The organism is Mesonia mobilis DSM 19841, from assembly GCF_000423405.1.
GTDB classification, from domain to species: Bacteria; Bacteroidota; Bacteroidia; order Flavobacteriales; family Flavobacteriaceae; genus Mesonia; species Mesonia mobilis.
Genome location: NZ_AUHX01000012.1, coordinates 14,275 through 40,495 on the forward strand (window position 1 = coordinate 14,275; position 26,221 = coordinate 40,495).

Annotated in this window: 24 protein-coding genes; 9 read left to right on the forward strand and 15 right to left on the reverse strand. The window is 36.6% G+C overall.

The annotated features are described in order from the left end of the window. Positions 1 to 170: 170 nt before the first annotated feature. The 3 genes from G551_RS0109745 to trxA all read right to left on the reverse strand — a co-directional run bounded on the left by G551_RS0109745 (position 171) and on the right by trxA (position 4,924). Positions 171 to 3,623, reverse strand: coding sequence for a pyruvate carboxylase (locus G551_RS0109745; RefSeq protein WP_027885407.1), 3,453 nt, complete (start codon positions 3,621 to 3,623; stop codon positions 171 to 173). A gap of 184 nt (positions 3,624 to 3,807) precedes the next feature. Then, on the reverse strand, positions 3,808 to 4,608 hold the full coding sequence (locus G551_RS0109750) for a TIGR00266 family protein (RefSeq protein ID WP_027885408.1): 801 nt from the start codon (positions 4,606 to 4,608) through the stop codon (positions 3,808 to 3,810). Positions 4,609 to 4,624: 16 nt separating this feature from the next. Continuing rightward, positions 4,625 to 4,924: a thioredoxin gene (gene trxA, locus G551_RS0109755; RefSeq protein ID WP_027885409.1), complete on the reverse strand. Its 300-nt coding sequence runs from the start codon at positions 4,922 to 4,924 to the stop codon at positions 4,625 to 4,627. 130 nt (positions 4,925 to 5,054) lie between these two features. On the opposite strand from trxA, the gene G551_RS0109760 reads away from it, so the two are divergent. The 4 genes from G551_RS0109760 to hemN all read left to right on the forward strand — a co-directional run bounded on the left by G551_RS0109760 (position 5,055) and on the right by hemN (position 9,874). Then, positions 5,055 to 6,290, forward strand: coding sequence for a PAS domain-containing sensor histidine kinase (locus G551_RS0109760; protein ID WP_027885410.1), 1,236 nt, complete (start codon positions 5,055 to 5,057; stop codon positions 6,288 to 6,290). A 6-nt stretch (positions 6,291 to 6,296) separates the two neighbouring features. Continuing rightward, positions 6,297 to 7,349 carry a response regulator gene (locus tag G551_RS0109765; RefSeq protein ID WP_027885411.1) on the forward strand — a complete coding sequence of 351 codons (1,053 nt, stop codon included), beginning with the start codon at positions 6,297 to 6,299 and terminating at the stop codon, positions 7,347 to 7,349. A gap of 334 nt (positions 7,350 to 7,683) precedes the next feature. Beyond that, on the forward strand, positions 7,684 to 8,502 hold the full coding sequence (locus G551_RS0109770; protein WP_027885412.1) for a universal stress protein: 819 nt from the start codon (positions 7,684 to 7,686) through the stop codon (positions 8,500 to 8,502). Between the two features lie 10 nt (positions 8,503 to 8,512). Further along, positions 8,513 to 9,874, forward strand: coding sequence for an oxygen-independent coproporphyrinogen III oxidase (gene hemN / locus G551_RS0109775; RefSeq protein WP_027885413.1), 1,362 nt, complete (start codon positions 8,513 to 8,515; stop codon positions 9,872 to 9,874). A 105-nt stretch (positions 9,875 to 9,979) separates the two neighbouring features. On the opposite strand, the gene G551_RS0109780 is transcribed toward hemN, so the two are convergent. Both G551_RS0109780 and G551_RS0109785 read right to left on the reverse strand, forming a co-directional pair. Then, a complete protein-coding gene (locus G551_RS0109780) occupies positions 9,980 to 10,363 on the reverse strand; it encodes a group III truncated hemoglobin (protein WP_027885414.1) in 384 nt (127 codons plus the stop codon). 6 nt (positions 10,364 to 10,369) lie between these two features. Then, entirely contained in the window at positions 10,370 to 10,663 is a 294-nt protein-coding gene (locus G551_RS0109785; protein WP_027885415.1) for a hypothetical protein, read from the reverse strand. Positions 10,664 to 10,832: 169 nt separating this feature from the next. On the opposite strand from G551_RS0109785, the gene G551_RS0109790 reads away from it, so the two are divergent. Genes G551_RS0109790 through G551_RS0109810 form a run of 5 tightly spaced genes read left to right on the forward strand, consistent with a single transcriptional unit; the run spans position 10,833 to position 14,530 of the window. After that, positions 10,833 to 11,096, forward strand: coding sequence for a DUF2089 family protein (locus G551_RS0109790; protein ID WP_027885416.1), 264 nt, complete (start codon positions 10,833 to 10,835; stop codon positions 11,094 to 11,096). Positions 11,097 to 11,103: 7 nt separating this feature from the next. Continuing rightward, on the forward strand, positions 11,104 to 11,688 hold the full coding sequence (locus G551_RS0109795) for a hypothetical protein (protein ID WP_027885417.1): 585 nt from the start codon (positions 11,104 to 11,106) through the stop codon (positions 11,686 to 11,688). A 4-nt stretch (positions 11,689 to 11,692) separates the two neighbouring features. Next, positions 11,693 to 13,075, forward strand: a complete 1,383-nt coding sequence (locus G551_RS0109800; protein ID WP_027885418.1) for an alpha/beta hydrolase family protein — start codon at positions 11,693 to 11,695, stop codon at positions 13,073 to 13,075. Between the two features lie 32 nt (positions 13,076 to 13,107). Continuing rightward, a complete protein-coding gene (locus G551_RS0109805) occupies positions 13,108 to 13,749 on the forward strand; it encodes a spermidine synthase (protein ID WP_027885419.1) in 642 nt (213 codons plus the stop codon). A gap of 55 nt (positions 13,750 to 13,804) precedes the next feature. After that, entirely contained in the window at positions 13,805 to 14,530 is a 726-nt protein-coding gene (locus G551_RS0109810) for a Bax inhibitor-1/YccA family protein (protein ID WP_027885420.1), read from the forward strand. A 247-nt stretch (positions 14,531 to 14,777) separates the two neighbouring features. Here G551_RS0109810 and G551_RS0109815 read toward each other — a convergent pair whose 3' ends face one another. From G551_RS0109815 to G551_RS0109860, 10 genes are all read right to left on the reverse strand, one after another. Next, on the reverse strand, positions 14,778 to 16,046 hold the full coding sequence (locus G551_RS0109815; RefSeq protein ID WP_027885421.1) for an acetyl-CoA hydrolase/transferase family protein: 1,269 nt from the start codon (positions 16,044 to 16,046) through the stop codon (positions 14,778 to 14,780). A gap of 219 nt (positions 16,047 to 16,265) precedes the next feature. Continuing rightward, complete coding sequence (locus G551_RS0109820) at positions 16,266 to 16,988, reverse strand: sulfite exporter TauE/SafE family protein (protein ID WP_027885422.1); 723 nt, start codon at positions 16,986 to 16,988, stop codon at positions 16,266 to 16,268. Between the two features lie 289 nt (positions 16,989 to 17,277). Next, positions 17,278 to 17,727 carry a FixH family protein gene (locus G551_RS0109825; RefSeq protein WP_036243651.1) on the reverse strand — a complete coding sequence of 150 codons (450 nt, stop codon included), beginning with the start codon at positions 17,725 to 17,727 and terminating at the stop codon, positions 17,278 to 17,280. A gap of 88 nt (positions 17,728 to 17,815) precedes the next feature. Next, a complete protein-coding gene (ccoG, locus tag G551_RS0109830) occupies positions 17,816 to 19,237 on the reverse strand; it encodes a cytochrome c oxidase accessory protein CcoG (RefSeq protein ID WP_027885424.1) in 1,422 nt (473 codons plus the stop codon). A 66-nt stretch (positions 19,238 to 19,303) separates the two neighbouring features. Continuing rightward, positions 19,304 to 20,263: a cbb3-type cytochrome c oxidase N-terminal domain-containing protein gene (locus tag G551_RS0109835; RefSeq protein ID WP_027885425.1), complete on the reverse strand. Its 960-nt coding sequence runs from the start codon at positions 20,261 to 20,263 to the stop codon at positions 19,304 to 19,306. Beyond that, the gene (locus G551_RS0109840) at positions 20,260 to 20,445 is read right to left on the reverse strand and encodes a cytochrome c oxidase subunit IV (RefSeq protein ID WP_027885426.1); all 186 of its coding nucleotides are present in this window, start codon (positions 20,443 to 20,445) and stop codon (positions 20,260 to 20,262) included. The genes G551_RS0109835 and G551_RS0109840 overlap by 4 nt, the downstream gene beginning before the upstream one ends. A gap of 11 nt (positions 20,446 to 20,456) precedes the next feature. Beyond that, positions 20,457 to 22,655: a cytochrome-c oxidase, cbb3-type subunit I gene (gene ccoN, locus G551_RS0109845; RefSeq protein ID WP_027885427.1), complete on the reverse strand. Its 2,199-nt coding sequence runs from the start codon at positions 22,653 to 22,655 to the stop codon at positions 20,457 to 20,459. Positions 22,656 to 22,657: 2 nt separating this feature from the next. Then, a complete protein-coding gene (gene ccoS, locus G551_RS0109850) occupies positions 22,658 to 22,861 on the reverse strand; it encodes a cbb3-type cytochrome oxidase assembly protein CcoS (protein WP_027885428.1) in 204 nt (67 codons plus the stop codon). A gap of 301 nt (positions 22,862 to 23,162) precedes the next feature. Continuing rightward, on the reverse strand, positions 23,163 to 23,768 hold the full coding sequence (gene pdxH / locus G551_RS15645; RefSeq protein WP_051191357.1) for a pyridoxamine 5'-phosphate oxidase: 606 nt from the start codon (positions 23,766 to 23,768) through the stop codon (positions 23,163 to 23,165). A gap of 2 nt (positions 23,769 to 23,770) precedes the next feature. Further along, entirely contained in the window at positions 23,771 to 26,161 is a 2,391-nt protein-coding gene (locus G551_RS0109860; protein WP_027885429.1) for a heavy metal translocating P-type ATPase, read from the reverse strand. Between the last annotated feature and the right edge of the window lie 60 nt (positions 26,162 to 26,221).

Genomic DNA, 26,221 nt, shown 5'->3' on the forward strand with positions numbered 1-26,221 from the left:
CTGGAAGGTTTTATTTGTTATTTGTTAGTTCACGCTGATTCAAAAAATTTCTTGGGGTCATGCTGGACTTGTTTCAGCATCTCATCAAACATCTAAAAATCAGAATGTGAACCTGAATCGAGTTCAGGGTGACGTGATTATTAACCTCTCGACTCCGCTCGAGGTGACATTTACTTCAACTCAACGACTAGGTCGTCACTAAAGACCATATCTCCTTGTTTTAGGTAGATCTTTTTCACTTCGCCTTCATCATTAGAAGTAATGGTCGTTCCCATTTTCATAGCTTCGATCACAAATAAAGGCTGATTTTTAGTAACCTTATCGCCTTCTTTCACCATAATTTCTGATAATGATCCTTGTAATGGCGCTGCTACTTGCTTAGCATCAGATTTATCGGCTTTTACGTGTTCTACTTTTTCAACTTTTACCGATTTATCTTGTACTTGAATATTTCGGGTTTGTCCGTTAACTTTAAAGAATACGGTCACCATTCCGGCTGCATCAGGTTTGGTGGTAGAAATTAAGGTAATTAGTAAAGTTTTACCACGATCTAATTCAACAATAATCTCTTCACCCGGTTTCATTCCGTAGAAGAAATTTTTTGTTGGAATGTTCATTACCTTACCATATTTCACGTAATGATCGTAAAGATCGGTAAATACTTTCGGGTATAATTTATAAGAAAGGAAATCGGTAATATCCCATTCACGATCCATACCTTCACTAAACTTCTCTTTAAACTCAGCAAATTCTTTTTCAAAATCTACCGGTTCTAAGTGTGAATTTGGTCGATCGGTATACGGTTTTTCTCCTCGTAAAATAATATCTTGTACTTTTTTAGGGAAACCACCAACCGGCTGACCTAAATCTCCTTTAAAGAAATTTTTCACCGACTCTGGGAAAGATAGTGTTTCTCCTTTTTCAAAGAAATCTTCGATCGTTAAGTTATTACTCACTAAATACTGAGCCATATCGCCCACTACTTTACTACTAGGTGTTACTTTAATTACGTTACCAAAAAGCTCGTTTACCTTACCGTACATCTCGGTAATTTCATTAAAACGATCTTTTAAGCCTAAAGATTCTGCCTGCGGAACTAAATTTGAATATTGTCCGCCTGGAATTTCGTGTTCATAAACATCGCCGGTTCCGGCTTTTAATCCAGACTCAAATGGATAGTAATATTCACGAACGCTGCTCCAATAATTAGAATATTCATTTAATTTATGAATATCCATTTTATTCTCTCGCTCTTGATTGCGCATCGCTTCCACTAAAGAATTGAAGTTAGGCTGCGAGGTTAAACCAGACATTCCTGCCAACGCAACATCGACCACATCTACGCCGGCTTCAATCGCTTTAATATACGTTGCCGACTGAATAGAAGAAGTATCGTGCGTATGTAAATGAATAGGAAGCGAAGTTTCACTTTTTAATGCTGAAATTAATTCTGAAGCGGCATAAGGTTTTAATAAACCGGCCATATCTTTAATCGCTAAAATATGCGCACCCGCATTTTCTAGATCTTTCGCTAACTGAATGTAATACTCTAAATTGTATTTATTGTCTTTAGGCTGAAGAATATCTCCTGTATAACACATCGAAGCTTCCGCAATACCTTTTGTATTTTTACGCACGTGCTCAATACTTGGTGCTAACGACTGCATCCAGTTTTGAGAATCGAAAATTCTGAAAATATCGACTCCGTTTTCCCAAGCTTCAGCTACAAATTTTTCAATAAGATTATCGGGATAAGCCGTATAACCAACTCCGTTTGAACCACGAAGCAACATTTGAAATAATATATTCGGAATAGCTTTTCTTAATAATTTTAAACGCTCCCAAGGATTTTCTTTTAAGAAACGCATACAAACGTCGAAGGTTGCGCCACCCCAAACTTCCATACTAAATACTTCCGGATGGTTTTTTGCGAAGCCTTCAGCAACTTTCATCATATCGAACGTACGCATACGCGTTGCTAATAAACTTTGGTGCGCATCACGTAAAGTCGTATCGGTAAAATGAATTTTTTGTTCAGATTTTAACCACTTAGCGAACTCTTCCGATCCTTTTTCAGTTAATAGATCTTTGGTTCCTTTTGGGTAAGCATCTCTATGCTCAAACTTCGGAACTTTTGGTAAAACCAATTTTTTATTAGGATCGGTAAATTTTACATCTTCATTACCATTAACGATTACATTCCCCAAGAAATTCACCATTTTGGTAGCACGGTTTCTTGGTTCTTTAATTTCAAAAAGTTTCGGTGTATTCTTAATATAATTAACAGTGACTTCTCCTCTTCTGAAAGTGTCATCTTTCAAAATATTATCTAAGAACGCCATATTGGTTTTTACACCACGTACTCTAAATTCTGCTAACGCACGACGCATTTTACGACAAGCTCCGTCTAAGGTTCTGCTATTTGCCGTTACTTTTACCAACATCGAATCGAAGAACGGAGAAATACTTACACCTTGATAAACACTACCGGCATCTAAACGAATTCCGAATCCGGAAGCGCTTCTATAAGTCGTGATCGTCCCGTAATCAGGTTTAAAATCGTTTTGAGGATCTTCTGTAGTAATACGACATTGTACAGCATAACCTTGTGTAGAAAGTTTCTCTTGACTTTCAATTTTAATTTGTTCATCAGAAAGTTTGTAACCGCCGGCAATAAAGATTTGAGACTTTACGACATCTACACCGGTCACCACTTCAGTTACTGTATGCTCTACTTGTACACGCGGATTTACTTCAATAAAATAAATACTTCCGTCATCATCGACTAAAAACTCTACGGTACCGGCATTGTTATACTCTACAGCTCCACAAATTGCCAGCGCATATTCGTATAATTTATTTTTAGTTTCTTCTTTTAAGTTATAAGAAGGAGCTACTTCGATCACTTTTTGATAACGACGTTGAACGGAACAATCTCTTTCAAAAAGATGAACCATGTTTCCATGATTATCGGCGATAATCTGAACTTCAATATGTTTTGGATTCTCTACAAATTTTTCAATAAAAACGGTATCATCTCCAAAGGCATTACCTGCTTCACGTTTAGACTCTGGAAAAGCTTTACGCAACTCATCTTCTGTACGGATAACACGCATACCGCGACCACCACCACCAGAAGCTGCTTTTAACATCACGGGATAACCAATTTCTTTTGCTTCATCTAAGGCAATATCTACATTGGTAAGTTCTTTTTTATTACTCTGAATAATAGGAACGTTATTCTGAATAGCAACTTGCTTAGCCGTTACTTTATCTCCTAACGATTTTAAAACCGATACTTTAGGACCAATAAAAATAATCCCATTGTCTTCACAAGCTTGCGCAAATTTTGAATTTTCAGAAAGGAAACCATAACCGGGATGTATAGCATCGATATTGTTTTCTTTAGCAATTTCGATGATCTTATCGATATCTAAATAGGGCTTTAAAGGTTCACTATCATCACCAATTTGATAAGCTTCGTCGGCTTTATAGCGGTGTAAAGAATAACGATCTTCATAAGTATAAATACCTACGGTACGAAGACCTATTTCTGTACATGCGCGAAAGATTCTGATAGCAATTTCACCTCGATTGGCAACTAGAACTTTGTTGATTTTCATTTGAAAAGATTGGTTTATAATGATTGAACTTTTAAACTGAATTTACCTCTGAAACCCAGACTGGGTAATATCGTTATTTTTTGGCAAGTTTTAAAATCCTATTCAGAAGATTAGGACTTTTATAACATTATGGAACTTTAAAAAATGTACATTTCTTGCTTCATTCATTTTTAAATTAGCTGAACTAAAAACGGTTATCACCATCTAATAAATTTCCTAGTCCACCCAACAAACTTCCTTCGCCTTTATCTTTACCTCCACCTTGAGGAGCGGCAGCAAAAACCCTACTTGCTAATCGGCTAAACGGTAAGGATTGAATGTAAACAGTACCTGGACCGGTAAGGGTAGCAAACACCATTCCTTCACCTCCAAACAAGGTGTTTTTAATTCCACCTACAAACTGAATATCATAATCTACCGAAGCATCAAAACCAATAATACAGCCCGTATCTACTCTTAATTGTTCGCCTGGAGCCAATTCTTTTACAGCAGTGGTTCCTCCTGCGTGAACAAATGCCATCCCATCGCCTTCTAGTTTTTGCATGATAAAACCTTCGCCCCCAAAAAAACCACGACCAATTTTTTTCGAAAATTCTACGCCTACAGCAACGCCTTTTGCCGCACATAGAAAAGCATCTTTTTGACAAATAAATTTTCCGTTAAAACGATCTAAATCTATTGGAATAATTTTTCCGGGATAAGGTGAGGCAAAACTCACTTTTTTCTTTCCGCTAAGGTTATTGTAAAAAGCCGTCATAAACAAACTTTCGCCTGTTAACAATCGTTTTCCAGCACCGAGAACTTTTCCTAAAAAGCCTTTGTCTTTAGCAGAACCATCTCCGAAAATGGTTTCCATTTGTATGCCGTGATCCATCATCATAAACGAACCGGCTTCAGCAATTACGGCTTCTTGCGGATCTAACTCAATTTCTACGTATTGCATTTCTTCCCCAAAAATTTGGTAATCTATTTCGTGTGCATTCATAACTGTATTTTCGTTTTTATTGATTATTCTTAATAATTGCTACCAGATCTTGTGCTTGCAACACACCCGATTCTCGCCAAACCTGATTTCCTTGTTTAAACAAAATCATAGTAGGAACTCCACGAACTTGGTATTTTGCGGCTAACGATTGATTTTTATCTACATCAATTTTTACAATTTTTAGATCATCACCCAATTCAGCTTTTACTTGTTGAAGAATTGGCGCCAACATTTTACAAGGTCCACACCAATCGGCGTAGAAATCGACTAAAACCGGTACATCTTGAGTAATTATATCTTGAAAACTACTTTTCATATTTCTGGTATTTAAATTCTATATAAAAATAAGCGTTACTTAAATCATCTAAAAGTACTTTCTTATAAATTACTTAATAATCCCCTATTTCCACAGAAAAATAACTTATAAAATTGTTTATTTTTGAAGTATGAAAAATTTTGAGGAGATTAATAAAAATAGCTTCGGAATTCTTTTTGAATCGGTTTCTGAAGGGATTATCGTCGTTAACACAAAACAGATCATTGTCGCCAGCAATGCCTCTGCCAACCGAATGTTTGGCTATGACGAAGGCGAATTAAAAGGGCAACATTTAGACATTCTTATTCCTCAAAAATATGTTCATCATCACGATGCACTGGTCGATAATTTCATGCATTACCATAGCAGTCATCGCCAGATGGGCAGTGGCCGAGACTTATTTGGTTTACGTAAAGACGGGCAACAATTTCCGGTAGAAGCCGGTTTAAATCCGTTTGAGTTAGAAGGTCATCATTATGTGATGGCAATGGTGATCGATATTAGTATTCGAAAAACGCAAGAAAAGCAAATTCTTGATCTTAACAACCAGCTCGAACAAAAAATTGAAATTAGAACCGAAGAGCTTCGCCAAACCGTTTTGGAATTAGAAGATGAGATCATCAAGCGAAAAGAAGCCGAAAATAAAATTAAAGAATCGCTTCGTAAAGAGCGAGAGCTCAACGACTTGAAAACAAAATTTCTTTCACTGGTTTCACACGAGTTTAAAACTCCGCTTAGTGGTATTCTCACATCGACCACACTTATTGGTAAATACACACAAACCGAGCAACAAGAAAAGCGAGAAAAACACCTAAAAACCATCAAAAGTAAGGTTAAATACCTCAACAATATTTTAGACGATTTTCTTTCGGTAGAGCGATTAGAAACCGGAAAAGTTTCTTACAAGTTTAGTAGTTTCCCGCTTAGTAAAGTCACCAATGAGGTGATTTACGATGCCAATATGTTGCTTAAAGACGGGCAAAAAATAAGCTATCCGCAAAATATTGATGATATTGTGTTGGATTTTGATGAAAAAATTCTGGAGCTTATTCTTACCAACCTCATCAATAACGCTATTAAATATTCTCCAGAGCATTCTACCATCGATATTGAAGCTTTTGCTGAAGAAAATTTACTGACGCTAAAAGTAAAAGATGAAGGTATTGGTATTCCGGAAAAAGAACAGAAATACATTTTTAAACGCTATTTTAGAGCAGAAAACGCTTTACTAAATCAAGGAACCGGCATCGGACTCAATATTATTCAAAACCACTTGGAAAACCTTGGCGGAAGTATTAATTTTACCAGTACAGAAAACCAAGGAAGCACTTTTACCGTAAAGCTTCCGCTAACTTCAAACCAATAACCTACTATGAAAACTATTCTTCTTATTGAAGATGACACCGCCTTAAGAGAAAACACCGCAGAACTTTTAGAACTCTCTAATTACGAAGTAATCACCGCTCCCAATGGTAAAATAGGTATTCAAAAAGCTTTACAAGAAAAACCCGATATCGTGGTTTGCGATATTATGATGCCGGAGGTAGATGGTTATGGAGTTTTAGAAGCGTTAGCCAAAAACCAACACACCCAAAACGTTCCGTTTATATTTCTTTCTGCCAAAACAGAACACAAAGAAATTAGAAAAGGGATGGATCTTGGCGCAGACGATTACCTTACCAAACCTTTTGATGAAGAAGAATTAATTAGCGCGGTAGAAAGTAGGTTAGCCAAAGCTAAAATTTTGGCTCAAAATACAGTAGAACCTATTAAAGTTGAAGTTGAAAAAGAAGATGATGTTCGAAATTTAAACGAACTCAAAAACCTTTTTGATGATGAAGGCGAAATCACAACCTATAAAAAAGGTGAACCTATTTATGCGGAAGGTGATCACTCTAATTTTGTTTATTTAATTTTAGAAGGAGTGGTAAAAACACATCAAATGGATGAAAATGGTAAAGAATTGATCACAGCCCTTTTTAAACCAGACGATTTTTTAGGCTTTACTTCTTTTGAAGATAATATTCCTTACCAAGAATCTGCTACTGCGGTAGAAAAAGCAGAACTTGCCGGTATTTCTAAGCAAACTTTAAAAAATATCTTAGAAAGCAACAAAAAAGTTTCGTTAGAATTAATGAATGTACTTACCGACAATTTATCTGAAATTAAGCAACAACTGCTACAAATGGCGTATAGCTCGGTAAAGCGTAAAACCGCACAAACCATTCTTCAGTTTGTAAAAGTATTAGACAAAAAACCTTCAGAAAATATTAAGATCTCTCGGGGCGATTTAGCCAGTGTTGCCGGTATTGCTATCGAAAGTTTAATTAGAACCTTATCGGCATTTAAAAAAGAAGGCCTTATTGAAATTGAAGGAAGAAACATTAAAATCTTAGATATTGAAGGTTTGGAAATGATGGAGTAAATCTTTTAGATCGTTAGACCGATTTTTTTTAAAAGAATTTAGATCGCTTCGCTTTTAGAAGTGAGAATATAGACTTATTAAAATTTAAAAACGCTCCCCTCCTTTTCAAGGAGGGGATTAAGGGGTGGTTGCAATAGGGATAGCAGTGAAAATCCCGCAGTAAATGGTAGCGCTAGCGAAAATTTACGAGGAATTGTAACGTATAGCCCGACCCGATAGGGAATTGCCCAAAACAATAGTGGTATTTCCTAAAATTTTAGAAACCTGACTTTTGTCATTTTTCAACAAGTAGTCTTCATCTACATTTGCTTTATCAAATTAATGTACGAGGAAGATGAACATTTTAATGCCTACTGATTTTTCTGAAAACTCTTGGAACGCTATTAGCTATGCGTTATCGTTTTTTAAGAACGTGTACACGAATTTTTATTTTTTACACGTAGAGCCTACTGAATGGGAACAGAATGAAGAAGACTTGCAGACCGTGCAGGTAAAAGCTAAAAATTCGGCAACCGCTTTTCAGGTGTTGTTAGAACGTTTAGGCAACCAACAACTTAATAATAAACACCAATTTTATACTTCGCTAGAGCGTGGGCATTTTGTAGATACGGTGCGAGAACACGTGCAAGAGCGTGATATCGATTTTATCGTGATGGGAACGCAAGGCGCCAGCGGCTATAAAGAAGCAACGGTAGGAAGCCATTCTACAGAGGTGATCACTCGTGTAAAATGTCCGGTTTTGGTCATACCAGAAAATGCCAACTATCGGGAACCAAAGAATATCACATTTCCTACAGATTTTAATATTTCGTATAAAAACAAAGTAATACATACCTTAAAACAGGTTTGTCATTTTAACGAATCTGCTTTAAGCGTACTTTACCTTTCGAAAAAGAGCGAAGATCTTACAGAAAGACAAGAAGGAAACAAAGCTTACTTAAAAGAACAATTATTTGAGATAGATCACAGCTTTCATTACACCAGAAACGACACTTTAGAAGAAGCCGTACAATCGTTTGTAACTTCTCACGACACGCAAATGATCACGATGATGGCGAAGAATTTAAATTTCTTTCAGCATATTTTATTTCATCCTTTGGCGAAGAAAATAAGTTACCATAAAGAGATTCCGTTTTTAGTGTTACACGAATAATTGAAGAAATATGTGCCAACCACTCATACAAAAATACAATATTCCGGGTCCGCGATACACGAGTTATCCAACCGTACCTTATTGGGATCATCATACTTTTTCTGTGCAGAATTGGAAAAAATCGGTCATCGAATCGTTTGAAGAAAGTAATACCACTGAAGGTATTAGCCTTTACATTCATTTACCTTATTGTGAAAGTATGTGCACGTTTTGCGGTTGCAACAAAAGGATCACCAAACGTCACGAAGTGGAAGAACCTTATATAGCTTCAGTTTTAAAAGAATGGAATTTATACTTAGCCTTTCTACCGGAAAAACCTCGTATTAAAGAGATCCATTTAGGTGGCGGAACGCCAACGTTTTTTTCTCCTGAAAATTTACAATACCTGATTAAAGGAATTTTAAAAGATGCCGATCTAGCTGAAAATTATCAGTTTAGTTTTGAAGGTCATCCCAATAATACTACGCGAGCTCATTTAGAGGCGCTTTACGATGTTGGTTTTAGACGTGTGAGTTATGGCGTGCAAGATTACGATCTAAAAGTACAACAAGCCATTCACAGAATTCAGCCTTTTGAAAAAGTAAAAGAAGCGACAGCAATGGCGCGTGAAGTTGGATTTACTTCTGTGAGTCACGATATTATTTTCGGTTTGCCTTTTCAGAGTATTGAAGCGGTTGAAAATACCATCTTAAAAACGAAAGAATTAATGCCCGATCGCATTGCGTTTTACAGTTATGCACACGTCCCTTGGATTAAAGGAAACGGGCAACGCGGTTACAGCGAAGCGCATTTACCTTCTGCTGAAACTAAACGTACGCAATACCAATTAGGTAAAGAGTTGCTGGAAGAAATGGGTTACATTGAAATTGGAATGGATCATTTTGCTTTGAAAACAGATGATCTTTACCAATCGCTAGAAGCAAAAAAATTACACCGAAATTTTATGGGGTATTCGGCTTCTAAAACGCAATTAATGATTGGCTTGGGAGTTTCTTCTATTAGCGACAGTTGGTACGGGTTTGCGCAAAATTCAAAAAGTATAGAAGAATATCAGCAACGTATTAAAGAAGGGAAATTACCGGTATTTCGCGGACATTTACTCAACGATGAAGATTTAATTATAAGAAAGCACATTCTAAATTTAATGTGCCACCTAGAAACTTCACTTTCTTTTCAGGATGATTTTTTTGAACTGCCTGAAGTTTTAGAACGCCTGGAAGAAATGGAAAACGATCTATTGATCGAAATACAACCCAACTCCTTAAAAGTGACAGAAAAAGGAAGACCTTTTGTAAGAAATATATGTATGGCGTTCGATTTACGCTTGCAACGAAATAAGCCCGAAACAAGATTATTCTCGATGACGGTTTAATAATTTAGGTTAAGTTTATTAGTAGGTTGGTGAACACCCTGAAGTTTTTAATTAAACTGAAGGGTGTTTCCTTTTTTTCAAACACTTTTAAAAATGAACTTGAAACTACTTCGGCCTTGCCATAAAAATTTTCATCTGAAAATTAGTCGCCATATTTCTAGCATTAAACTTAGCGCGTTCGGCTACTTCACCTTCAAAATATTCATCTAAGGTATTTACCCAAAGATTCAGCCAGACACCAAAATGTTTGGCTTCAATTTGATGGTTAAAATTATAATCGACCATAATATGCGCTCGACCGGGTCTGCCGCGATATTTGCCGGCATAAAATAAATTACTTTCCCAAAAATCACTCAACTTCTCTAGGTGGTGATCCCAATCGGTAATCGTATCATTAAAAAAAGAGCCAATCTCGGGATTGGCTCTTACTTTATCGTAAAACCGATGTACAAGTAATTCTACATCGGCTCTATTTTCTAATTCTTTCATAAGCTGTTAAAGCATCATCAAAATTCCGTAGTACAAAATAAATAATAAATTTACAGATACACTTCCTATTAGCGAATTTAATACTTGTTTAGCCGGTAAACATGCTAAGACCGCAGTATTGTAACCCATACTGATCATGACCACTAAAAACAATTGTAACATTTGCCACACGCCGTGACCGGTCATTAAAATAAACATCGCTGCGATAGCTCCTAAACAACTAGAGGCAATGATACCAATTGCAGCACTACCATAATACATTTCTTTAAACTCACCGTAAACTTTTTGATACACAGACATCTTCTTTTGTTTTAAAATTATAGGGTAAAATTACTGCTGAAGCACGGCTTAAAAAATGATATCGGTCAGGTTTAAAAAATCATCAAACATCAAATAAATCTACATTAATTTTAATTTTATTTATTTTTGTTTTAATTTTATTCAATATTAAATTCAATTTTATCAAAAAATGGCTCAACTTCCTGTTAAATGTCCCAGCTGTCAACACACGCTAGAAGTGAGTGAACTTTCTTGCGGAAACTGCGAAACTAAAATTTCTGGTATTTACGGACTTCCGGCTTTAATGCAACTTTCTGTAGAAGATCAAGAATTTATTTTGGCGTTTGTATTATCTGGCGGAAGCTTAAAAAAAATGGCTACTCAATTAGGCAAAAGTTATCCTACCGTAAGAAATATGCTCGATGATATTATTGAACAATTAAACGCAAAGTAAACAGAAGATGAAAAAAATATTATTTCAAGCTTTTAATTTTTATTCTGAAAAAAGACTTTTAACTATTGGTCTCTTAGGCACTATCGCTGCATCGTTGCTCGGTTTTGTTCTTCACGCACGATTTGACGGAGTATTGGATGTGCATTTCGTAAAAAGTATAAAACTTTACGAACCACTGCTCGATAACTTGATCAATATTTTTAGCATTACGCTGTTTATATTTATCGCCGGTAAAATTGTAAATTCTAAAACACGATTGATCGATATTTTAAACGCGTCGCTTATAGCCAGATTGCCTTATTACCTCATTAGTTTAGCGAACATAAATGGCTATATGGCAGATTTATCTGAGCGAATGTTAGGGCTTGCCACTCAGCAACCGGAGGCTTTACAAATTAATCCTCTCGATATTACGGCGATCCTCATTTTTGCTTTTGCTTTCCTCCTATTGCTTATTTATTACATGTATTTACTGTATAAAGGCTATCAAGTCGCCACCAACGCAAAAGGTGCTTTACCTATTGGTTTATTTGTGATCGCTGTGATTCTGGCCGAAGTTATTTCAAAACTCATTATTTACTTTATTGCTTAATCTCATGGAAAAAATTTTACCTGCGCTCTTATTATTCATTTCGAATCTAGTTTTCTCACAAAGCCTTGAAGGTGATTGGCAAGGAAACTTAGAATTTCAAGGGATGAGTTTACCTACCATTTTTCATATCGAAAAAACAGAAGATGCTTATAAAGCAACAATGGATAGCCCGAACCAAAACGCTTACGGCATTCCGATCGATGAAGTAACCTTTGAAAACAATACACTCACCCTTACTCAAAAAGCAGCTCAACTAAAATATGAAGCTACGCTAGTTGATGAAACGCATTTAGAAGGAACCTTTAATCAACGTGGTTTTAGCATTCCGCTAAATCTTGAAAAAATTACTGCGGAAGAAAATGAAACTTCAGCAGCAAAACCTAATCGACCACAAACTCCAAAAGCTCCTTTTCCTTATTTGGAAGAAGAAGTCACTTTTTACAATCCGAAAGCAAAGATCAATTTAGCAGGAACGCTTAGTATTCCTGAAGGAAAAGGCAAATTTCCAGCGGTGATCTTAATTTCGGGTAGCGGACCCCAAAATAGAAATGAAGAATTGTTCAACCATCAACCTTTTAAAGTATTAGCAGATCATCTTACTCGCAACGGAATTGCTGTTTTACGTTACGACGATCGCGGTACTGCAGCTTCAGAAGGAGATTTTGCTAAGGCTACTACCTATGATTTTATAGATGATGCGAAAGCTGCTGTTGAATTTTTAAAAAACCGAAAAGAAATCAACAAGCAAAAAATCGGTGCCATTGGTCATAGTGAAGGTGGTTTTATAGCTCCGGCGCTCACCAAAAAAACCAAATTAGATTTTATCGTTTTAATGGCAGCACCGGGTTTACAAGGAAGTACACTTTTAAATCTTCAGCGTCAAAAACAAGAAGAATTAATGGGCATCAACCCAATGATGACGCTACAGCGCATGCAAGTTTTTCAAGAAGTTTACGATGTGGTTTTAGACACTACCTTAAATAAAGAAGAGACAAAAATCCAAACGAAACAGGTTTTTGCAAAACACTGGGGAAATCTAATTTCTGAAGACCAACTCAACCAAATTGTTGATCAAACCAACACCGAATGGATGAAAACTTTTATTCGCCTAGATCCTAAAACTTATCTAGAACAGGTGAATTGCGAAGTGTTGGCGTTAAACGGAGAAAAAGACTCGCAAGTACCGGCAAAAGAAAATTTGGCGGCCATTAAAGAAAGTGTTGAAAAATCTGGAGAAGAAATTACCATTATCGCTTACCCAAAGCTCAATCATCTTTTTCAAACTGCAGTAACCGGAAGCGTTTCAGAATATAAAGAAATTGAAGAAACCATCAATCGCCAAGTTTTAGAAGATATCACTAACTGGATCAAAGCAGAAACCAAATAGAAACGTAACTTTGCGGTTTTAAACCTGTGATCTTGAAAAAAGCCTTTAGCTACCTTTGGCCATTAACCAAAAAAATAAAATCTGACTTTAGCGGAGAACTAGAAGTTACTTGGTTAAACGGTAAAAAAGTTTTAGATACTAAAAATGCTAATTATTCTTACGGAGCGTTGCATCAAATTTTAGATCTGGCTTTGCAAAAAACGCAAGCCGATCGTGGTGGTCACACTCTAGTTTTAGGTTTAGGTGGCGGAAGCGTTTTACAATTACTGCGGAAAAAATTTAATTTCTACGGAAAGATCACTGCCGTCGAACTCGACTCAAAAGTGATCGAGATCGCTAAAAAAGAATTCAACATTCAGCAATACCAACCTTTAGCAGTAATTTGTGAAGATGCTGAAAAATTCGTTAAACAAAATGATCAAAAATTCGATACCGTAATTGTAGATCTATTTATCGACATTCACGTTCCTGAACAATTCTACCAAGTTGAATTCTGGCAAGATCTTGCGCGATTACTTCAACCCAAAGCCACTGTAATTTTTAACGCTGGTATTGGTGAAAATCAACAGGTAAAAATTAACCAACTTCAGCAAAAAATAAAGTCAACCATTTCATTTGAAAAAATTGAACACGTAAAAGGAACCAATACCTTACTCTTAGGAAATAAAATTTAGCAAAGCCCTTTTCATATATTTCAAAAAATTTATTTTTACATAAAATTATTCATATATGAACTCGAATTTTTCTGAAGCTTCTACTTACGAAGCTCCATCATTAACGCAAGACGAAATTAAAAAAGCGCAAGCCGGCTTTATTACCAAAGTGTACAGTTGGATGACGTTAGCGCTTGTAATTACAGGATTGGTGGCAATTGTAACTGCTTCTACTCCATCACTTCTCAATGCCGTTTTAGGAAATAAAATTATTTTCTTCGGACTTATTATTGGTGAATTTGCTTTAGTAGCTTACTTAACTTCAGCCATTAAAAATATGTCGGCAAGTACCGCAATTGCATTATTTATTGCTTACGCCTCTTTTAACGGATTAACTTTATCGTTTATCTTTTTGGCTTATACGGCAGGATCGATCGCTTCAACCTTTTTTGTAACCGCTGCCACTTTTGCTGCAATGAGCGCTTACGGTTATTTTACCAAACAAGATCTAACCAAAATAGGAAACCTATGTTTTATGGCGCTTATTGGCTTGGTGATCGCTTCGATCGTAAATTTATTCTTTCAGAATGAAATGCTGTATTGGATCGTAACTTATGCCGGAGTTCTTATTTTTGTAGGGTTGACTGCTTGGGACACGCAAAAACTAAAAAGAATTGCTGTTGAAGGAAACGAAAACTCAGAAACAGGTCAAAAACTTTCTATTATTGGAGCGTTGACTTTATACTTAGACTTTATCAACCTTTTCTTATTCTTACTACGTATTTTAGGAAATAGAAGATAAGTTTTTAAAATATAACTTTTCGTCATTCTGAATTTATTTCAGAATCACATCAAACTCTTCTACTCATCCAGATGAGATTCCGGATCAAGTCCGGAATGACGAAAAACATTAACAAAAAATCCCTAGTTTTTAAGCTAGGGATTTTTTTATGTTTGATTGGTCAGTTCGAGCGGAGTCGAGAATTCAACACCTATTAAATCTTAGGTAAATTAAACACCTTTCGACTCCGCTCAAGGTGACCTTCATTTTATTTAAAACGTTCGTACATCGCTTTTTCTAAACTCTCCTGATGATCGGGATGAGCTATTGAAATTAAAGCTTTTGCGCGCTGTTTTAAACTCTTTCCGTATAAATTAACCACACCATTTTCAGTAGCGATATAATGTACGTGTGCACGTGTAGTGGTAACGCCGGCTCCTTCTTTTAAAAACGGAACGATCTTCGAAATTCCTTTCGCCGTAGCCGAAGGCATCGCGATAATCGCTTTACCGCCTTCAGAAAGAGAAGCTCCGCGAATAAAGTCCATTTGTCCGCCAACTCCCGAATATTGCATTTTCCCGATCGTATCGGCACAAACTTGTCCGGTTAAATCAATTTCTATCGCGCTATTAATCGCCGTAACTTTTGGGTTTCTTCGAATAATCGAAGTATCGTTGGTATAAGCTGCTTCTTTAAAATGCACTAACGGATTATCATCTAAAAATTCATATAATTTAGGCGAACCAATCGCAAAGCAAGTCACGATCTTTCCGTTTTTTACCAATTTATTTTCTCCGGTAATAATTCCTTTTTCAATAAGTGGCAAAACTCCGTCAGAAAACATTTCGGTATGTATTCCCAAACCTTTATGGTTGTGTAAATTATTCAAGACCACATTAGGTATTCCGCCGATTCCCATTTGTAAAGTCGCGCCATCTTCCACCAATTGCGCCACGTGATAACCAATTTGTTTTTCAACTTCAGAAGGTTCAACGGTAAATACTTCGTGAATTGGTTCATTTACTTCAACAGCCGCATCAATTTTACTCACATGAATAATTCCGTCACCGTGCGTTCTTGGCACTTTCGGATTCACTTGTGCGATTACCTTTTTAGCACATTGTATGGCCGTGATCGTCACATCTATCGAGGTTCCTAACGAGCAATAACCGTGTTTATCTGGCGGCGAAACCTGAATAAACGCTACATCTAAAGGCAAAATACCACGCTTAAACAACAAATGCATTTCACTTAAAAATATAGGAATATAATCACCGTGTTCAGAATTTACGGTTCGGCGCACATTACCGCCTACAAAACAACTATTTACGTGAAAACTTTTATTGTAAGGTTCTTGCGCATATAAGGCATCGCCTTCGGTGTGCATTTGCACCAATTCTATATTAGATAATTCTTGGTAACGTTCGCATAAAGCTTTAATAATCACTTTTGGCGTCATTGCCGCTCCCTGAAAAAATACACGATTTCCCGATTGTACATTTGCGACAGCTTCTTCGGCTGAAATAAATGGTAACATAACTCTTCTGGTTTTTAATTTCTCATGCAAAACTATGACCTCAACACCGTTTAAAATATGACATTTCGCATACTTCAAGAAAAAGAAAATTTTTTGTTATTCTTGATTGGGCGCAACCCAAGGGTCGGGCTATTCGCTATATCTTTTTTTGCTTTACTTCGACAAGCTCAGCATGACAAAAAAAGAATAAGTTTATCCTGAGCGAAAGTCGAAGGGCTACTATCCCTTGCGCGGAGAATGACAATCGATTTGAGAAGAAACTTTTTCGGTGGTATAAATGGCTTTAGGAGAAACATAAGGAATACCTAAACCTAAACCACGTAACACAAACAGTAAACCTACGATCACCACAAAAACGGGAATCGCTTTTTGTATTTTTTGTCGAAACGAATTACTTAAAAAATTACCCGCCAAAACCATCGTGGTCATTAATGGGATAGTACCTAAACCAAACAGCAACATATAGAGTAAACTCATCGGGATACTTTCATAAGCAAACGAACCGAAAATAGCCATATACAATAAACCACAAGGTAAAAACCCATTAAGAAAACCGATGGTTAAAAACGTGTCGGGAGTTTTCTTTTGTAACTCTTTTCCTAAAGCAGATTTTACTTTAGAGATCAATTTAAAAATGGGCCTGGAGAAATTGTATTTATTAAAAGTTTGATGCGGAATAACCACGACCAAGATCATTAAAACACCGATAGCGATCGATATTTTTTGCTGAATACCAAACAAAAATAAGCCTTTACCTAAAACCCCAAATAGCAACCCAATAAAGCTATAAGTGAATAATCTGCCTAAATGGTAAAGGCTTAATTGTAGTATTTTTTTGAATTTGCTCTTACGATCCAGCGGAAGCATAAATGCAATAGGACCGCACATTCCCACACAGTGAAAACTTCCTAATAATCCTAATATGAAAGCTGAATAAAGCATAATTCTATTTATGATTAAAACCTAAAAAATACTTACTCCGATGAGATTCCAGATCAAGTCTGGAATGACGCTCATCTTCATTGTCAGATCTAACGGAGTCGAGATCTTGAAACTTTACAATAGCTAAAAAACCTCTCGACTCCGCTCGAGGTGACGTGTTCATTAATTTATGAACGTGTTTTATAAATTATTTCGAGTATCGTCACCCTGAACTCGATTCAGGGTCTCATTGCCCAGATCTTTTGTTTAGAATATGATTCCGGATCAAGTCTGCAATGAAACGAAATATCTAATTTCTGATCTGTAAATCTTTTTTATACAAATAAGTGGTTTCGTTAGATTTCCAGTTGATGGAAAGCTTATATTTCCCTTCCACTAATTTTTCAGCAGGAATTATCATTTGCTGATTTTCTAAACTAATAGGAATTTCTAGATCTAACTTTTTGTTTGAAGGTCGGTATAAACTTACTTCTCCTTTAATGTCTTTTTTTTCTGAAGGAAACATAATCTGGATTCCTTCAGCAGTAATTTCAACTTGAATATTTTTAGCTAAACGCGCTGAATTTTGCTGCGCATCGATTTGATCTTGATAGGCTAATTCTTGTTTGTAATATTCTTCGGTCACCAAATCGTGGTCGTACTTTTTATCGGTACTCATTTTTATCACAAAAAACATGATAAAGCCTATAAAACAAGCGATGGTAATCACGATGCCTACGCCCCAATTTAATTTTTTCATTTTGATTTATTTTTTTTTGTTTTCTTTGATTCTATTGCATTTTTTTAATTCAGGATGAGATTCCGTGTCAAGCACGGAATGACGCATTCTACCTAAAACTACGCGGACCCAAAAATGCGGCTTTGGTTGTTTCTATAAGTTTTTCGCCACTGTACACCCCTATTTTCAGTCGTTCTTTATCGCTTTCTAAAGCAGCTTGATTGATATCGATAAACAGCGTTCCTTCTGATAATCCTTGTTTAGGAACTTCAAAATTTTCGTGGGTGACCAATTCAATTTTTCCGCTATGCGAAATCAATTTAAAATGAACATCTTCAATAGGTTCTACCGTTTTGTTCACGAGTTTGAAAGTGTACACATTTCGAATTACATTGTTATCTTTCTTCTCGTACAATTGTCCCGGTAAACGTAAGACCGTTGCTTCAACATCGTTTCGCAGAAAAAGCATTCCGGTTAAAACGCCGATTAAAATCACTAAAACTGCTGTGTATGCTTTCAATCTTGGATTAAAAGTAAATTTTTTCTTTTCAGCTATATTCTCTTCACTCGCATATCGAATTAAACCTTTTGGAAGATCTACTTTTTCCATCATTGCATCACAAGCATCGATACAAGCCGTACAATTTACACATTCGAGTTGTGTACCGTTTCTAATATCGATCCCAGTTGGGCAAACTTGCACGCATTGTGAACAATCGATACAATCTCCTTTTCCGGTAGCAGCACGATTTTCGTTTTTTCTGAATTTTGCTCTTCCTTCTTCTTTTTCACCACGTTTATAATCGTAAGCAACAACAATCGATTTTTTATCTAATAAAACGCCTTGTAAACGACCGTAAGGACAAGCAATAATACATACCTGCTCTCTAAACCAGGCGAAAATAAAATAGAAGACCCCGGTAAATATAAGAAGAGAGATGAGTGTGCTTGTGTGAGCACCGGGGCCTTCGGTTATATATCTAATGAGTTCGTCACTACCAATTAAATAAGCCAGAAAAATATTGGCTATCAAGAAACTAATGATGAAAAAAATGAACCATTTTACAACTCGTTTTCTAATTTTCTCTGCATTCCAAGCTTGTTTGGCTAGTCGAATTTGCTTACCACGATCACCTTCGATCCAATATTCAATTCTACGGAACACCATTTCTAAAAAAATGGTTTGTGGACAAATCCACCCGCAGAAAATTCGACCAAAAGCAACGGTAAACAGAATGATAAATACCACACCGATGATCATCGAAATCACGAACAGGTGAAAATCTTGTGGCCAAAACGGAAATCCGAAAATATTGAAACGACGCTCCATTATATTGAAAAGTAAAAATTGATTGCCATTAATTTTTACAAATGGTGCAGCAAATAGAAACAACAATAACCCATAACTTACCCAAGTTCTGTATTTGTAGAACTTTCCGTTAGGTTTTTTAGGAAAAACCCAAGAACGTTTACCTTCTTGATTGATGGTTCCTATAGAATCTCTAAATTTTTCGTTTTCTGGAGTTTCCACGTTATTGAGGTGTTAAGTTATTGTTTTAAGAAGAAAATATCCCGGAACGAGTCCGGGAATTATTATCTAAATTTCATCGGTTACTTGAATCGTATCGACAGAGGTGGTGTTTTCTGCGCGTTCGACCTCATCGGCTTCCGGAGCTTCACCTTCTTCAACCCAAAGTTCTCCTTGGGGTTCTTTTGGTTCTGCAGGTGTTGTTCCTTGAAGCGAAATCACATAGCTGGCAACTTGTGCTCGTTCGACCGGTTTTAAAGTTCCTTCCCAAGGCACCATTCCTTTACCGGAACGACCTCCTTCGGTTACGGTTCTAAATACATTCTTGATTCCGCCGCCTAAAATCCAATATTTATCGGTTAGGTTAGGGCCAATTCCTCCGCCTCCATCGGCTTTATGACAAGCGGCACAATTGGTTTGATAAATGTTGTTCCCCGCAATTAAATCGGCTTCATCGGTTAATAATTCAACCGTATTCACATCGACTAAATTTTTAGCCGTTTTTTTGTATTCAGCAATTGCAATTTTAGCTTCCACTACTTCAGCTTCATATTCTTCAATTTGATTGTAGTCTTGAAAAATATGGTAACGTGCTAAGTAAATTACCGCAAAAATTATAGTGGCATAGAAGCTATAGATCCACCACGGCGGAAGGTTATTATCTAACTCTTTAATGCCATCGTAGTTATGGTCGAGGATAATCTCACCTTCCTGCTCGATAGGTTTTCGATCTACTAATTTGTTATACGTTTTTCTGAACCAAGCATAACGTTTGGCATTGCTTTCTTTTTCGGCTGCTAAGTATCTCGCTTTGGCTTCTTCATCTAAAGACCTAAAAAGTACATTTTGCAATGCTGCCACAGAAAGTTCTATTGCGATCGCAAATAAACCGGCAATCCCTAGAACTAACCAAGCTAACGGATACGTCGTAAAAACAGAACCTTCTGGCACATCTACCGTATATTCGATTAATAAGTACCCAATTACTAAGAACAGGAATACGCGAAGGTATGAAGCTAAACTTTTCATAAGGCTGAATCTTTTTTGGTATCTAACGGAATGTTACTTACTTCTTTGATGTAATCTTTTTTGGCAGTGAAAACCCACCAGAATAAAGCTACGAAAAAGATGAAAAATATGAGTAAGGAAATCATTGGGTAAACTTCTACCCCATCGATGGTTTCCATATGTCCTTTTATAAACTTCAACATGGTTTTTGGTTTTAGTTTGAACTTACTTCTTGGTTAGCGTCTTTTATTTTAATATCGGTTCCTAATCGTTGAATGTAGGCGATAAGTGCGATCACTTCACGATCTTTCATCTCTACGAAATCGAGTCCGTTTTCTTTCGCAAACTTTTTATCGGCTTCATAACTTTCAGCAAAATCGGGATCCGAGTACAGGTTTTGTTCAATTTGAGCAGCCTGCTCTTCCATCCATTGTTGTGCGTTGGCAATTTCTTCTTCGGTATAAGGAACTCCTAAAGTGACCATTGCTCGCATTTTATCTTCGGTTTGTGAACGATCGTGTTCATTTTTAATCAACCATTTATAACTTGGCATAATTGAACCTGAGGAAGTGGTTTGCGGATCATAGAAGTGATTAAAGTGCCAGTTGTCTGAATACTTTCCTCCTACTCTAAATAAATCGGGTCCTGTACGTTTACTTCCCCATAAAAATGGATGGTCGTACACATATTCTCCTGCTTTAGAATATTCACCATAACGTTCTACTTCACTTCTAAAAGGTCGAATCATTTGTGAGTGACAAGACACACAACTTTCTCTGATGTATAAATCTCTACCTTCTAATTCTAATGGCGTGTAAGGTTTTACACTGGTAATGGTTGGAATGTTAGAATCGATCATTAACGTTGGTATGATTTGAACCGCACCACCAATTAAAATTGCGATCGTTGCGTAGATGGTTAATTTTACCGGTCTTCTTTCTAACCAAGTGTGGTAACCTTCACCAGCTACACGTTTGTGAGTTACTTTTGGTAGTGGAGCTGCTTCAGCCAATTCATCAGTTACCGTGCTTCCTGCTTTGATAGTTTTCACAATATTATAAAGCATCACAATAGCTCCTAGAATGTATAAACTACCACCGATAGCACGCATCCAATACATTGGAATAATTTCTTGAACGGTTTCTAAGAAGTTACCGTACACTAAACTTCCGTCAGGGTTAAATTGTTTCCACATCGAAGCTTGTGTGAATCCTGCCACATACATTGGTAATGCGTACATAATGATTCCTAAAGTTCCTATCCAGAAATGAACATTAGCCAATTTGGTTGACCATAAGTCTTTTTTCACCAATTTTGGTACTAACCAATACACCATTCCGAAGGTTAAGAAACCATTCCAAGCTAAAGCTCCTACGTGAACGTGCGCAATTACCCAGTCGCTAAAGTGAGCAACAGCGTTGATATTTTTAAGTGATAACATTGGCCCTTCGAATGTTGCCATCCCGTAACCGGTAATCGCTACCACCATAAATTTTAAAACAGGATCTGTTCTTACTTTATCCCAAGCACCGCGAAGAGTTAATAATCCGTTGATCATCCCACCCCAAGATGGAGCGATAAGCATTACAGAAAAAGCAACTCCTAAGTTTTGCGCCCAATCTGGTAAAGCTGAATATAATAAATGGTGAGGTCCTGCCCAGATGTAAATAAAGATTAACGACCAGAAGTGAACGATTGATAAACGATAAGAATATACCGGACGATTAGCGGCTTTTGGTACAAAATAGTACATTAAACCTAAAAACGGCGTGGTTAAGAAAAATGCCACCGCGTTATGCCCGTACCACCATTGCACCAAAGCATCTTGCACACCTGCATAAACTGAATAACTTTTTAAAGCACTTACTGGCAATTCAATATTATTAAAAATATGAAGTACCGCTACGGTTACGAAAGTTGCTAAGTAAAACCAAATGGCTACATATAAATGACGCTGTCTTCTTTTGAAGATCGTCCAGATCATATTCACACCAAAGGCTACCCAAACTAAAGCAATCGCGATATCGATTGGCCATTCTAATTCGGCATATTCTTTAGAAGAAGTATAACCTAACGGAAGGGTGATCGCTGCCGCTACAATGATTAATTGCCAACCCCAGAAGTTAAAATTACTTAAAGCATCGCTGGCCATTCTGGTTTTAAGTAAACGTTGCAAAGAGTAATATACTCCGGCAAAGATGGCGTTACCTACAAAGGCAAAAATTACGGCATTGGTATGTAACGGCCGTAAACGACCAAAACTTAGCCACGAAATCCCATCGGTTAGATTGGGAAATAAAAACATAAACGCTAAGAGAAGCCCTACAGACATCCCTACGATTCCCCAAAAAATCGTAGCGTACAAGAATTTTTTTACGATCTTATTGTCGTAATAAAACTGATCCATTTCCATTTTTATGATTGTTTGTCTTTAGTTAATACTTGTTTATGGTTTTTCTTGGTATTGGGATCTTTTACCAGCTCGTCTTCAAAAAGCATACGTACCGATGGTGTATAAACATCATCGTATTGACCGCTTTTTACCGAAAGGATAAATGCCACGAAAAAAACGATGGCAACGGTAATGCTAATGGCTAGTAAAACATAAATAACACTCATAACTCTCTATTATGGTTCAAAAGTAAACGCAAAGGCTTTCTTAAAAAATGACATTTGTCAGGTTTGGGAATTAGGGATTAGTTTTTAGGGATTAGGTAGGAGATTTTTAGTAGGCAGAACTTCGTGTTCAGTTGGTAGTAAGTAGATGGTAGAGATCAGTTGGCAGTAATTGGTTGACAGCAAACAGTGATTTGGAAGTTAGAAGTGGTTAAAAAGTACTCTTACAATATTGAGTTATTGAGTTTTCAATTCAAATTCATCTTATATTTCAACTTCGGATTCAATTTCACTTTGAATTTCCTTAGAAGAATAAATCGTAGCAATGCCTAACGTGTTTACTCCAACTGTAATTTTTCTCTAATTGATACTGAATAGTCTTGCGAATACCGACCGAAGAATAGTGTATAAAATCGAAAGCTTCCGGTTTTACTAAATAACCGCCCCAATGTTTCGGCATCGGAATACTTTGCTGCTGAAATTGTTCTTCAAAACTTTTCAAATTGGTTTCTAGAATACTTCTTGAAGAAATTGCTTTGCTCTGTTCAGAAACCCAAGCGCCAATTTGACTCCCTCTGGGACGCTGTTCAAAATATGCTTCAGAAATTGATCGAGGTAATTTTTCTGCTTTTCCTTGAATATAAATTTCCCGATCTGCAGCCTGCCAATTAAAATGCAAACTCACCCGTTTGTTTCTGGCAATTGCTCTTGCTTTTTCACTTTTAAAATTGGTAAAAAACAAAAAACCTTCCCACATAAAACGCTTCAGCAAAACCATTCGGCTTTTTGGGCAAGCATCTTCACCTATAGTCGTGAGCAACATCGCATTTACTTCTCCTATTTTCTGAGATTTTTCTACCTCATAAAACCAGGTTTGAAACTCTTGTAAAGGATTATGCTCTTGACTCATCTTTACATTTTTTTAAACAGTTTTCGACCTTTTAAGTTGGTGAGAACGGTTACAAAAACCAATACACTTATCGAGCTCAACGGCATTAAAATAGCAGCAATAATGGGAGATAACTGCCCCGTAACCGCAAAATATAAACCAATTACATTATAGATAAACGACAAGGTAAAACTCGCCTTAATGATCCCCACGGTTTGTTTTGCTGCCTGAATAAACGCATTGATTTTTGAAAACTGTCCGGCTTCTAAAATAGCATCGCAAGCGGGAGAAAATACGTTTACATTTTCTGCAATAGAAATACCCACGTCACTTTGCGCTAAAGCTCCGGCATCGTTGAGTCCGTCGCCAATCATCACCACATTTTTACCTTCTTGCTGAAGGGTTTGAATATAATTGAGTTTATCTTCTGGTTTTTGGTTGAACAACATATCGGTTCCTTGCGGAAGTAATTGTTGCAAGTAGGCTTTTTCTCCCTGATTATCGCCCGAAAGAATAATTAAATGAAACTCTTTTTTTAGCTGCTGAAACAAATCTTTTACACCTTCCCGATACTGGTTATGAAAAATATATTTTCCTTTATAGGTATCGTTGGTTTTCACGTGAACCGAAGTTGCTAATGTATCGGTTTCAGTTTCATTTCCTACAAATTTAGCTGAACCCACATCGATAGAATTTTCAGCTTTTTTGGCGTGCATTCCCTTCCCGGTGATCTCTTCAAAATCGTCTAAGGTTTGAATATCCTGTTCGGCTAAAAAATCGTATAACGCTCGACTTAACGGATGGTTTGAAGAACGTAAAGTATTTTTCAGCAAAGATTCTTCTTCTTCAGAAAGAGCCATCCCTTCATAAGCAATCGAACTTTTTTTATTGGTCGTAATGGTTCCTGTTTTGTCGAAAATTAGCGTATCAATTCTAGCTAACTTTTCAATTACATTCGCGTTTTTCAAGTAAAATTTCTGTCGACCAAAAATGCGTAACATATTTCCTAAGGCAAAAGGCGTCGATAGTGCCAATGCGCAAGGGCAAGCGATGATCAATACCGAAGTAAGTACATTGATCGCCAAACTGCTATCGGCTACCAACCAATAACTTGTCGCCACTAAAGCAATACTTAAAACTGCCCACGTGAAGTATTTACTAATCGCATTGGTAATACCTACAAAACCCTGTTCTTTATCTTTAGCAAACACATCGTTACTCCACAATTGCGTAAGGTAACTTTGCTCAACAGATTTGAGCGCTTCTACTTCGATCGCGCCTGCTAATTGCTTTCCGCCGGCAAAAAGTTTATCTCCGCTCAATTTGGTTACCGGTTCACTTTCTCCCGTTACAAAGCTGTAATCGATTTGCCCTTTCCCGGAAATTAAAATACTATCGACCGGCAACAATTCGGCATTTCTAATGAGTAAGCGATCGCCTTCTTTAATTTCATATACCTGAATATTTTCTTCTTTCGTTTCTCCATTCAGCTTAGAAATTTTAGTTACTGCAATCGGAAAATAGGATTTATAATCGCGCTCAAACGATAAAAAGGAATAGGTTTTTTGCTGAAAAAATTTTCCCAATAATAAAAAGAATACCAAACCGGTTAGGCTATCGAAAAATCCTGTTCCCGTATCGGTAAAAATTTCTGCTGAACTTCGTAAAAAAAGCACTAAAATCCCCAATGCGATAGGAACATCAATATTCAGAATTTTGGAGCGCAAACCTTTATAAGCCGAAATAAAATACTCTTGCGCGGCATAAAAAACTACCGGTAACGAAAAGGCAAACATCAAACCGCGAAACAGGTATTTATATTGCTCGAGCCAATATTCTGAAACTTCAAAATATTCTGGAAACGATAAAAACATCACGTTCCCAAAAGCGAAACCGGCAATGCCTAATTTGTAAATCAAGCTGCGGTCTACTTGTTTTTTTCCTTCAGCATAATCATTTAAACTTATGTAAGGTTCGTAACCAATGCTACTTAATAGTTTGACGACTTCTTTTAAGTTGAAGTTTTCAGTTTTAAAAGTAATACGAACGGTTTTCTTCGGAAAGTTGACTTGCGAACTTTTAATTTCAGTTTGCAATTGATTTAAATTCTCTAAAATCCAAATGCACGAACTACAATGCATATGCGGAATGTAGAGGTTAACGATCTGGATAATCCCGTCATTAAATTCAACTAATTTTTCAATAATATCAGGATGATCGAGATAATCGTATTTGCCTTCAATCTCTTGCGGAATCGCTCCTGGAGAGGATTGAAGATCGTAATAACAGGATAGATTATTCGTTGAAAAAATTTCATAAACAGTTTGGCAGCCATGACAGCAAAAGCTTTTCTCGTCAAACACAATAGGCGATTTCCCGCAATCGCTCCCACAATGAAAACAAGTTTGTTGCATCTCTTCTCTTAATATTGAATGCACAAAGTTGCAATAGCAATAGCTTTCTAAAAATGATAA